The following is an 11,416-nucleotide window of genomic DNA, read 5'->3' as shown; positions in this document are numbered from 1 at the left end:
CGCGGATAAATCCGCTCCTACATTTGTTGCAACGTGGCCACGCCTCTAAGGCCATGGTTGTCAGCCGGTTTGCACGGCTCAAGTCATGCGCCAGGGCTGGCAACCATGGCGTAACAGGTTCGGCACGTTGCAACAAATGTAGGAGCGGATTTATCCGCGATGCGCCGCGCGGGCGGCGCTCGGTCTCACAGGCGCCGAAAGAATCAAGGCAGGCACCTGTATGCCGTGCCCCTTTCTATAGCCATATCACCCAAACCTATTAACCTCCCCCCAACCAATCTAACCCCCTAGACTCGAAGCATCCCGCCTCAGGACAGCCCCCATGCCCGAGACCCTGCTCAGCGCCCGCAACCTCGCCTTCGAACTCTACGAAGTCCTCGACGCCGAAGCCCTGACCCAGCGCCCGCGCTTCGCCGAGCACAGCCGCGAGACCTTCGACGCAGCCCTGGCCACCGCGCGCACCATCGCCGAAAAGTTCTTCGCCCCGCACAATCGCAAGGCCGACGAAAACGAGCCGCGCTACGTGAACGGCCGCGCCGAGCTGATCCCCGAGGTGAAGCCCGCCGTCGACGCTTTCCTCGAAGCCGGCTTCCTCAATGCCAACCGTGATTTCGAAGTCGGCGGCATGCAGCTGCCCAGCCTGGTCTCACAGGCCTGTTTCGCCCACTTCCAGGCGGCCAACGCCGGCACCACGGCCTATCCGTTCCTGACCATGGGCGCGGCCAACCTGATCGAGAGCTTCGGCACTCAAGAGCAGAAGCGCCTGTACCTGCAGCCAATGATCGAAGGTCGCTACTTCGGCACCATGGCGCTGACCGAGCCGCACGCGGGCTCGTCGCTGGCCGATATCCGTACCCGCGCGGAGCCCGCCGGCGATGGCACTTACCGACTCAAGGGCAACAAGATCTTCATCTCTGGCGGCGACCACGAACTGTCAGAAAACATCGTGCACATGGTGCTGGCCAAGCTGCCGGACGCACCGCCCGGCGTTAAGGGCATTTCGCTGTTCATCGTGCCCAAGTACCGGGTCAACCAGGACGGCAGCCGGGGCCCGCGCAACGATGTGTTGCTGGCTGGCCTGTTCCACAAGATGGGCTGGCGCGGCACCACCTCCACCGCGCTGAATTTCGGCGACAACGGCCAGTGCATCGGCTATTTGGTCGGCCAGCCGCACCAGGGCCTGGCGTGCATGTTCCAGATGATGAACGAGGCGCGCATCGGCGTCGGCATGGGCGCGGTGATGCTCGGCTACGCCGGCTATCTGTACTCGCTGGAATACGCCCGCCAGCGGCCGCAGGGCCGCCTGGCGGACAACAAGGATCCGCAAAGCCCGGCCGTGCCGATCATCGAACACACCGACGTGAAACGTATGCTGCTGGCACAGAAGGCTTATGTGGAAGGTGCCTTCGACCTGGGCCTGTATGCAGCGCGCCTGTTCGACGACACCCACACCGCCAGCGATGAAAGCGCCCGCAAGCAGGCCCAGCAAGTGCTCGACCTGCTGACTCCGATCGTCAAGTCCTGGCCTTCGAGCTTCTGCCTCAAGGCCAACGAGCTGGCGATCCAGATTCTCGGTGGCCACGGCTACACGCGCGAATACCCCGTGGAACAGTACTACCGGGACAACCGCCTCAATCCGATCCATGAAGGCACCGAGGGTATTCAGTCGCTCGACCTGCTGGGCCGCAAGCTGGCGCAGAACAACGGCGCAGGCCTCAGGCAACTGATCCGCCTGATCGCCACCACTGCCGAGCGCGCCAGCCATCACCCAGGCCTGGACGCACTGCGCCAGCCGCTGGAGCAGTTGGTCAATCGTCTGCAATCGGTGACCCTGATGCTGCTCGGCGACCTGGCCGAGGGCAAAATCGCCAGTGCCCTGGCCAACTCCGCCCTGTATCTCAAAGCCTTCGGCCACTGCGTGATCGGCTGGCGCTGGCTGGAGCAGGCGATCCACGCCGAACTCGGCCTGCTCAAGGGCAACGCTGCCGACCGCGACTTCTACCTCGGCAAACTGCAGGCCGCGCGTTATTTCCTGACCTGGGAAATCCCTGCCTGCCATAATGAGCTGGCATTGCTCGAAGCACGCGACGACACGTGCCTCGCCATGCAAGACGGGTGGTTCTAGGGGGAGCCACCGTGCCAACGGAGGCTTCCAGATGTTCGATTCCAGCGCCCTGCTGCGCCAGCGCTTTGCCGCGCTGCGCAGTACGGCCGAGTTGTTTTCCCTGCGCCATGTGAAACAGTCGCACCAGGCGCTTTCGGTTCGCCGCAATGTGGCCGAGCCGCCCGTCTTCAGCCATGACGAGGGCGCCATGCTCACGGTGCGGGTCAATGGCGTGGAGGCCTATGCGGCCACCGCCGACCTGTCACAGGCAGGCCTGCAACGGGCACTGGAACAGGCCGAGGCACTGGCTCGCCAGATCGCCCGGCACAGCCTGCTCGACCTGCGCGAGCAGCCAACGACCAGCGCCCGCCACGATCATGTCTCGCCCAACTTCGACCAGCCGGTACCGAGCCTGGCCGACTGCCTTGGCCTGCTCGCCGCCGAATCGGCCAGCGTGCCCAAGGACGGCCGCCTGGTGGACTGGCAGGCCAGCCTGGGCCTGAGCCTGGTCGAGCAGACCTACCTCAACTCGGCCGGCGCCGAACTGCGCCATGCCCAGCGCTTCCTGTTCCCGGGCCTGAGCGTCACCGCCAGCGACGGCCAGGACAGCCAGAGCCGCAGCCTGGGCCGCGACAACTTCGGTCAGCAAGGTGGCTTCGAAATCATCGAGCGCTGTGGCCTGGTCGGCGCTGCCCGCCAGGTCGCCGACGACGCCTTGCAACTGCTGCTGGCACCCAACACCCCCAGCGGCACACGCGACCTGCTGCTGATGCCCGACCAGATGATGCTGCAGATCCACGAGTCCATCGGCCACCCGCTGGAGATGGACCGCATCCTCGGCGACGAGCGCAACTACGCCGGCACCAGCTTCATCAAAGCCACCGACTTCGGCCACCTGCAATACGGCTCCAGCCTGCTCAACGTGACCTTCGACCCGACCATTGGCGAAGAGCTGGCCAGCTACAGCTTCGATGATGACGGCAGCGCCGCCAGCAAGCAGTTCCTGATCCGCGACGGCCTGCTGGTACGCCCGCTGGGCGGCGCCCTGTCGCAGTTCCGCTCGGGCCTGGATGGCGTGGCCAACAGCCGTGCCTGCGGCTGGAACCGCGCACCGATCGACCGCATGGCCAACCTCAATATCGAACCGGGCGACCAGCCCCTCGGCCAGCTGATCCAGGGCATCGAGCATGGCATCCTGATGCGCACCAACCGTTCCTGGTCCATCGACGATGCGCGCAACAAGTTCCAGTTCGGCTGTGAATGGGGCCAGCTGATCGAAAACGGCGAGCTCAAGGGCATCGTCAAGAACCCCAACTACCGCGGCATCTCCGCGCAGTTCTGGCGCAACCTCGCGGCGGTCGGTGACCGCAGCACCTTCCAGGTGCTGGGCACCCCCAATTGCGGCAAGGGTGAACCCAACCAGGTGGTGCGGGTCGGGCATGCTTCGCCCGCCTGCGTGTTCCGCCAGATCGACGTTTTCGGAGGAGATGCCTGATGAAGCACGTTTTCGAAGCGCTGGTCGCGGATGTGCGCCTGGCCCTGCAAGCCGACGAGCAATTCACCCTCGGCTACAGTGCCGAGCAGTCGCAATTCGTGCGTTTCAACCATGCCAAGGTGCGTCAGGCCGGCGAAGTGAGCCAGGCCAGCGCGCAATTGCGGTTGATCCGCGACGGCCGCCAGGCGGAACAGCAGGTTACCCTGAGCGGCGACACATACCTTGACCAGCAACGCCTGATCGCAGCCTTGCAGCAGTTGCGCCAGACCCTGCCACTGCTGGCCGTCGACCCGTACCTGCGCCTGGACGAAAGCGCATGGCACAGCCATAGCCAGCAGGTGCAGCCGCTGCCCGCGCTGAGCGAAGTGCTGGCCCTGATCGACCGCGAAGCCGGCGACCTTGACCTGGTCGGCATCTATGCCGCAGGCCCGATCTGCCGGGGCTTCGCCAGCTCGTTCGGCGCCTTCGGCTGGCACCAGGCCAACAGCTTCAACGTCGACTGGAGCCTGTTCCACGAAAACGGCGAGGCAGTGAAGGCCAATTATGCCGGCCAGCACTGGAGCGCCGACGACTTCACCGCCCGCCTGCGCCTGGCACGGGAACAGCTGAGCTTCCTCGGCCGCCCGGCAGTGCCCCTCAAGCCCGGCAGCTACCGCGCCTACCTGGCCCCTGCGGCCATGGATGAAATCGCTGGCATGCTCTGCTGGGGTGGTTTCTCCGCCCAGGCCCTGGCCACCGGCAACAGTGCCCTGCAGCGCCTGTACAACGGCGATGCGCAACTGCACCCGATGGTAGGTTTCAGCGAGCAGGTCAGCGGCTCGCTGAGCCCGGCATTCTCCGACGAGGGCTCACCGCGCCTGGACGTGACGTTGATCCAGCAGGGCAATGCGATGCAGCGGCTGGTCAGTGCCCGCAGCGCAGCGGAGTTCGACTTGCGGGCCAATGGCGCCGACAGCTACGAGTCGCCATGCGCACTGAGCCTGGCGCCGGGCAGTTTGCCCAGCGAGCAGATCCTTGAGCGGCTCGGGACCGGGCTGTACATCAGCAACCTGTGGTACCTGAACTACTCTGACCTGCCCGCGGCGCGCATGACCGGGCTGACCCGTTTCGCCACCTTCTGGGTGGAGAACGGCGAGATCCAGGGGCCGGTGAGCACCATGCGCTTCGATGACAGCCTGTACAGTTTGCTTGGCAGCCAACTGGAGGATCTGACCCGCGAGCGCGAGATGATCCTGTCGACCAGCACCTATGGGCAGCGCAGTACCGGGTCAAGTCATCTGCCGGGGGCGCTGGTCAAAGGGCTGACCCTGACATTGTGATTGGCTTTGCCGGCCCTATCGCGGCTAAAGCCGCTCCTACAGGGATCGCATGTCTTCTGTGGGAGCGGCTTTAGCCGCGATAGGGCCAGCACTGACGGAAGAGGAAGCCATGCCTGAACGCACCCCGCTGGACCCGACCACCGCCCGCTGGATCCCTTGGGTGGTGGCCATCGCCTTCTTCATGCAGTCCCTGGACGGCACCATCCTCAACACTGCCCTACCGGCCATGGCCCGTTCGCTGGCGGAAGACCCGTTGCGCATGCAGGGTGTGATCATCGCCTACATGCTCACAGTGGCCTTGCTGATCCCCGCCTCCGGCTGGATCGCCGACCGCTTCGGCACCAAGCGCATCTTCTTCAGCGCCATCCTGCTGTTCAGCTTCGGCTCGCTGTTGTGTGCCATGGCCAACAGCCTCGGTTTCCTGATCTTCGCCCGTGTCGTGCAGGGCCTGGGCGGCGCGCTGATGCTGCCGGTCGGGCGCCTGGTGGTGCTGCGCGCCTACCCACGCACCGAACTGGTACGGATCATGAGCTTCATCACCATCCCCGGCCTGCTCGGCCCGCTGCTGGGCCCGACCTTGGGCGGCTGGCTGGTGGAGATCCTCAGCTGGCACTGGATCTTCCTGCTCAACCTGCCAGTCGGTGCGCTGGGCTGCTATGCGGTGTGGAAGTTCATCCCCGACCTGCGCGGGGTCGAGCGCACCCGCTTCGACGGCCCCGGCTTCGTCCTGTTCGGCGCAGCGATGGTGCTGATCACCATCGCCATGGAAGGCCTGGGCGAGCTGCACCTGCCGCACCTGCGGGTGATGTTGCTGCTGTTCGCCGGCATGGCCTGCCTGGCCGCCTACTGGCTGCGCGCCGGGCGCGATCCGGAGCCGCTGTTCTCGCCCAGCCTGTTCCACGTGCGCACCTTCGCCATCGGTATCCTCGGCAACCTGTTCGCGCGCCTGGGCAGCGGTGCCCTGCCGTTTCTGGTGCCGCTGCTGCTGCAAGTAGCGCTGGGCTATTCGCCTGCCCAGGCCGGCATGAGCATGATTCCGCTGGCGGCTTCGGCGATGCTTGCCAAGTCCGTCGCCCGCCCCCTGATCGAGCGCCTGGGCTACCGCATCGTGCTGACCGGCAACACCTTGCTGCTGGGCATCCTGCTGGCCAGCCTGGGCCTGGTCGACGAGCAGACGCCGTATGCCCTGCTGCTGGTGCAGCTGGCCCTGCTTGGCGCAGTCAATTCGATGCAGTTCACGGCGATGAACACGGTGACCCTGATCGACCTCGACGACGCCAGCGCCAGCAGCGGCAACAGCCTGCTATCGGTGGTCGCGCAGCTGTCGCTGAGCCTCGGCGTGGCCTGCGCCGGTGCCTTGCTCGGCGGTTTCACTGCGGCGGGCAGCGCCGAAGGCGTGGAGACCACCCTGGGCGCGTTCCAGCTGACCTTCGTCACCATCGGCGTGATGGCCATGCTGGCGGCAGCGATCTTCCTGCAGCTGTCGCCGACAGACGGAAGGCGTGCCCGTCGTCCGGAACAACACATGGAGTCGTAGGGCGAATGGCCATGAGGCTGGTAGACTGTGCGGCATTTTTCGCTTCGCACCGCAGGCCCGCCTCGTGACCACCGAATCCACCGCCTTTGCCACCTTGCCGCTGTCCACCGCCATGCTGGCCAACCTGGACGCCCTCGGCTATGCCTCGATGACGCCGATCCAGGCCCAGAGCCTGCCCGTCATCCTGCGCGGCCAGGACCTGATCGCCCAGGCCAAGACCGGCAGTGGCAAGACCGCCGCCTTCGGCATCGGCCTGCTCAACCCGATCAACCCACGCTACTTCGGCTGCCAGGCGCTGGTACTGTGCCCGACCCGCGAGCTGGCCGACCAGGTGGCCAAGGAACTGCGCCGCCTGGCCCGTGCCGAGGACAACATCAAGATCCTCACCCTCTGCGGCGGTGTGTCGCTGGGCCCGCAGATCGCCTCGCTGGAGCATGGTGCACACATCATCGTCGGCACCCCAGGGCGCATCCAGCAGCACCTGGACAAGGGCACCCTGGTGCTCGACGGCCTGAACACACTGGTGCTGGACGAAGCCGACCGCATGCTCGACATGGGTTTCTTCGATGCCATCGCCAGCATCATCGGCAAGACCCCGTCGCGTCGCCAGACCCTGTTGTTCTCGGCCACCTACCCGGCCGGCATCGAGCAGCTGGCCGCCGACTTCATGCGCAAGCCGCAGCAGGTCAAGGTCGAAAGCCTGCACGCCGACAACCAGATCGAACAGCGTTTCATCGAGATCGACCCGCAGCAACGTCTGGAAGCCGTCACCCGTGTGCTTGGGCACTACCGCCCGCAATCGTGCGTGGCGTTCTGCTTCACCAAGCAGCAGTGCGAGGACGTGGTTGCCCACCTGACCACCAAGGGCATCGTCGCCCAGGCCCTGCATGGCGACCTGGAGCAGCGTGACCGCGACCAGGTGCTGACCATGTTCGCCAACCGCAGCAGCTCGGTACTGGTGGCCACTGACGTGGCGGCCCGTGGTCTGGATATCGATGGCCTGGACATGGTCATCAACGTCGAGCTGGCGCGCGATGCCGAGATCCATGTGCACCGCGTAGGCCGTACCGGCCGTGCCGGTGAGAAAGGTGTTGCGGTCAGCCTGGTGGCGCCAGCCGAAGGCCATCGTGCCCAGGCCATCGAAGACCTGCAGAAAAGCCCGCTGCGCTGGGACCAGCTGGACAGCCTGAAGAACCAAGGTGGCGCGCCGTTGCTGCCGCTGATGAGCACGCTGTGCATCGCCGCCGGGCGCAAGGACAAGCTGCGCCCGGGCGACATCCTGGGCGCGCTGACCGGCGATGCCGGGATCCCGGGCAAGCAGGTGGGCAAGATCGCCATCTTCGATTTCCAGGCTTTTGTGGCTGTGGAGCGGCCATTGGCCAAGCAGGCCATGCAGCGCTTGAACAGCGGCAAGATCAAGGGCCGGTCCCTGAAAGTCCGTATCGTCTGACATTTTTGGGGGCCGCTTTGCGGCCCCGGCTATCCATAAGGTAAAACCGTGCACTCCACCGATGTGATCATCCTCGGCGCCGGCGCCGCCGGCCTGATGTGCGCCCAGCTCAGCGCCCGCCATGGCCGCCGGGTGCTGCTGCTCGACCACGCCAACAAGCCCGGCAAGAAGATCCTCATGTCCGGCGGCGGGCGCTGCAACTTCACCAACCTGTACACCGAACCAACCAACTTCCTCTCGCACAACGCACACTTCTGCAAGTCGGCCCTGGCCCGCTACACCCAGTGGGACTTCATCGAACTGGTCAGCAAGCACGGCGTGCCCTACCACGAGAAGAAGCTCGGCCAGCTGTTCTGCGACAACAAGGCCAGCGACATCCTCGACATGCTGCTGGCCGAATGCGACGACGCGGGCGCCGAAATCCGCATGCACACCAGCATCGAACACATCGAGAAGACCGAAGGTGGCTACCTGCTGCAGACCAGCGGTGGCCAGTTCGCCTGCCAGTCGCTGGTGATCGCCACCGGTGGCCTGTCGATCCCGACCCTGGGCGCCACCGGTTTCGGTTACCAGGTGGCCCGCCAGTTCGGCCACACCCTGCTGCCGACCCGCGCCGGCTTGGTGCCGTTCACCATCACCGAGCCCCAACTCAAGGCACTGTGCACCGAGTTGTCGGGTACCTCGCTGGACTGCACCGCCAGCTGCAACGGCACCAGCTTCCGCGAGAACCTGCTGTTCACCCACCGCGGTCTCAGTGGCCCGGCGATCCTGCAGATCTCCTCGTTCTGGGAAGCCGGCGACACGGTGGAGATCAACCTGCTGCCCGACCGCGACGCACTGGGCTGGCTGCAACAGATGCAGGCGGAACGTGCCAACGCTGAACTGAAGACCGTGCTGGGCGAGGTGTTCACCCGCAAGCTGGCCAACCTGCTGGCCGAGCAGTGGTTCGAGTCCCGGCCAATGAAACAGTACACCCCGGCAGAACTGGCACAGATCGCCGAAAAACTGGCGAACTGGCAGGTGGTGCCGGCCGGTACCGAAGGCTACCGCACCGCTGAAGTGACCCTAGGCGGCGTGGACACCCGCGAAGTGTCGTCCAAGACCATGGAATCCCTGAAAAGCCCCGGCCTGTACTTCATCGGCGAAGTGCTCGACGTCACCGGCCATCTGGGCGGTTTCAATTTCCAGTGGGCTTGGGCATCCGCCAACGCCGCTGCGCAGTTCGTGTAGAGTAGAATCCATTCAGCAGCACGGAACGCTTCTTGCTGGCCGTGCTGCAATGCATTCATTCGATCACTGCCTAGCAGGCCATCATGTCATCGAGTTCGTTCCGTCAGTCACTGCGTCGCCTGTGGGGCCAAGACAAGTTCAGCTACAGCATCCGGGTCACCATCGCCCTCACCGGCAGCCTGGCCCTGTGCTGGTACCAGAACGAGATGGCCCTGCTGATTCCGCTGTTCCTCGGCATCATCGCCAGTGCCCTGGCCGAGACCGATGACAGCTGGCAGGGCCGCCTCAGCGCCCTGGCCGTTACCCTCACCTGCTTTGCCATCGCCGCGCTGGCGGTCGAGCTGCTGTTCCCCTACCCGTGGATCTTCGTCATCGCCCTGGCGCTGGCAGCGTTCGGCCTGACCATGCTCGGCGCCCTGGGTGAGCGCTATGGCGCGATTGCTTCGGCGACGCTGATCACCTCGGTATACACCATGATTGGCGTGGACCAGCGTGGCGGCCAGGTCACCGATTTCTGGCACGAACCGATGCTGCTGGTGGCTGGCGCGGCCTGGTACGGCCTGCTTTCGGTGCTGTGGCAGGCGCTGTTTTCCAACCAGCCGGTGCAGCAGAGCCTGGCCAAGCTGTTCTTCGAACTCGGCAGCTACCTGAAGCTCAAGGCCAGCCTGTTCGAGCCGATCCGCAACCTCGATGTCGAGGCCCAGCGCCTGGAGCTGGCCCGGCAGAATGGCAAGGTGGTGGCGGCGCTCAACGCGGCCAAGGAAATCATCCTGCACCGGGTCGGCAACAGCCAGCCGAACTCCAAGGTCAGCCGCTACCTCAAACTGTACTTCCTGGCCCAGGACATCCACGAACGGGTCAGCGCCTCGCACTACCCCTACAACGCCCTCAACGAGGCGTTCTTCCATAGCGACGTGATGTTCCGCTGCCAACGCCTGCTGCGCAAACAGGGTGCTTCCTGCCAGGAGCTGGCCCGCTCGATCCGCCTGCGCCAGCCATTCGTGCTGGCCACCGGTTTCGCCGAAGCCCTGGAAGACCTCAACGCCTCGCTTGAACACCTGCGCATCCAGAGCAACCCGGCCTGGCGTGGCCTGTTGCGCTCCTTGCGCGCCCTGGCTGCCAACCTGGCAACCCTCGACCGCCTGCTCAGCGCCGCCAGCAACCCCGACAGCCTGGCCGATGCCAGCGACAGCAGCCTGCTCGACCGCTCGCCACGTTCGCTCAAGGATGTGTGGACGCGCCTGCGCACCCAGCTGACGCCAACCTCGCTGTTGTTCCGCCATGCCCTGCGCCTGCCGCTGGCGCTGTCGATCGGCTACGGCATGGTGCACCTGATCCACCCGACCCAGGGCTACTGGATCATCCTCACCACGCTGTTCGTCTGCCAGCCCAACTACGGCGCCACCCGGCGCAAGCTGGTGCAGCGGATCTTCGGCACGGCGATCGGCCTGACCGTCGGCTGGGCGCTGTTCGACCTGTTCCCCAACCCGCTCATCCAGTCGCTGTTCGCCGTGGCTGCGGGCGTGGTGTTCTTCGTCAACCGTACCACCCGCTACACCCTGGCCACTGCAGCAATCACGCTGATGGTGCTGTTCTGTTTCAACCAGATCGGCGATGGCTATGGCCTGTTCCTTCCGCGCTTATTCGATACCTTGGTCGGCAGCCTGATCGCCATTCTCGCGGTGTTCCTGTTCCTGCCCGACTGGCAAGGCCGGCGCCTGAACAAGGCGCTGGCCAACACCCTGGCCTGCGCCAGCGTGTACCTGCGCCAGATCATGCAGCAATACGCCCACGGCAAGCGCGACGACCTGGCCTATCGCCTGGCCCGGCGCAACGCCCACAACGCCGACGCGGCGCTGTCGACCACACTGGCCAACATGCTCATGGAGCCTGGGCATTTCCGCAAGGAGGCCGATGTCGGTTTCCGCTTCCTGGTGCTGTCGCACACGCTGCTCAGTTACCTGTCAGGGTTGGGCGCGCACCGCGAAACAGCCCTGCCGGCCGAGGTACAGGAGCAATTGATCGATGGCGCGGGGCAGAGCCTGGCCAATAGCCTGGACGAAATTGCCAATGGCCTGGCCGCGCGGCTGCCCGTGGCGATTCACAGTGATGCCGAAGAGGCGCTGGCCGATGCCTTGGAGCAGATGCCGGAAGAACTGGATGAGCACCAGCGGTTGGTGCAGACGCAGCTGGCGTTGATCTGCCGGCAGCTGGGGCCATTGCGGACCTTGGCGGCCCACCTGATCAAAGAGGCACCAGCGGCCTGATTTCGCCTGTGAGA

The 11,416-nt window shown here is 65.3% G+C and carries 7 protein-coding genes; all 7 read left to right on the top strand.

The genetic code is table 11. The features are described from left to right. Window positions 1-322: 322 nt before the first annotated feature. The 7 genes from ACIPZ8_RS05260 (at window position 323) to yccS (ending at window position 11,402) form a co-directional block, all read left to right on the top strand. Complete coding sequence (locus ACIPZ8_RS05260) at window positions 323-2,125, top strand: acyl-CoA dehydrogenase (RefSeq protein ID WP_400720178.1); 1,803 nt, start codon at window positions 323-325, stop codon at window positions 2,123-2,125. Window positions 2,126-2,156: 31 nt separating this feature from the next. Then, window positions 2,157-3,599, top strand: a complete 1,443-nt coding sequence (locus tag ACIPZ8_RS05255; protein WP_400720176.1) for a TldD/PmbA family protein — start codon at window positions 2,157-2,159, stop codon at window positions 3,597-3,599. Then, a complete protein-coding gene (locus ACIPZ8_RS05250; RefSeq protein ID WP_400720174.1) occupies window positions 3,599-4,918 on the top strand; it encodes a TldD/PmbA family protein in 1,320 nt (439 codons plus the stop codon). Before ACIPZ8_RS05255 ends, ACIPZ8_RS05250 begins: the two co-directional genes overlap by 1 nt. A 109-nt stretch (window positions 4,919-5,027) precedes the next feature. After that, window positions 5,028-6,455: a multidrug transporter subunit MdtD gene (gene mdtD, locus ACIPZ8_RS05245; RefSeq protein ID WP_400720172.1), complete on the top strand. Its 1,428-nt coding sequence runs from the start codon at window positions 5,028-5,030 to the stop codon at window positions 6,453-6,455. Window positions 6,456-6,567: 112 nt separating this feature from the next. Next, on the top strand, window positions 6,568-7,905 hold the full coding sequence (dbpA, locus tag ACIPZ8_RS05240; protein WP_400720490.1) for an ATP-dependent RNA helicase DbpA: 1,338 nt from the start codon (window positions 6,568-6,570) through the stop codon (window positions 7,903-7,905). 48 nt (window positions 7,906-7,953) lie between these two features. Then, window positions 7,954-9,135, top strand: a complete 1,182-nt coding sequence (locus tag ACIPZ8_RS05235) for an NAD(P)/FAD-dependent oxidoreductase (protein ID WP_400720170.1) — start codon at window positions 7,954-7,956, stop codon at window positions 9,133-9,135. Window positions 9,136-9,218: 83 nt separating this feature from the next. After that, a complete protein-coding gene (yccS, locus tag ACIPZ8_RS05230) occupies window positions 9,219-11,402 on the top strand; it encodes a YccS family putative transporter (RefSeq protein ID WP_400720168.1) in 2,184 nt (727 codons plus the stop codon). The last annotated feature ends 14 nt before the right edge of the window (window positions 11,403-11,416 follow it).

It is taken from the genome of Pseudomonas sp. NPDC089422 (genome assembly GCF_044749405.1).
Taxonomy (GTDB): domain Bacteria; phylum Pseudomonadota; class Gammaproteobacteria; order Pseudomonadales; family Pseudomonadaceae; genus Aquipseudomonas.
Note: the sequence above shows the minus strand (reverse complement) of the source record. Positions and strands in the feature narration are given on the sequence as shown.

Excerpts from the sequence above, each read along its gene's own strand:
- ACIPZ8_RS05260 (WP_400720178.1), top strand. The coding sequence starts at position 323 with ATGCCCGAGACCCTGCTCAGCGCCCGCAACCTCGCCTTCGAACTCTAC.
- ACIPZ8_RS05250 (WP_400720174.1), top strand. The coding sequence starts at position 3,599 with ATGAAGCACGTTTTCGAAGCGCTGGTCGCGGATGTGCGCCTGGCCCTG.
- ACIPZ8_RS05255 (WP_400720176.1), top strand. The coding sequence starts at position 2,157 with ATGTTCGATTCCAGCGCCCTGCTGCGCCAGCGCTTTGCCGCGCTGCGC.
- yccS (WP_400720168.1), top strand. The coding sequence starts at position 9,219 with ATGTCATCGAGTTCGTTCCGTCAGTCACTGCGTCGCCTGTGGGGCCAA.
- mdtD (WP_400720172.1), top strand. The coding sequence starts at position 5,028 with ATGCCTGAACGCACCCCGCTGGACCCGACCACCGCCCGCTGGATCCCT.
- dbpA (WP_400720490.1), top strand. The coding sequence starts at position 6,568 with ATGCTGGCCAACCTGGACGCCCTCGGCTATGCCTCGATGACGCCGATC.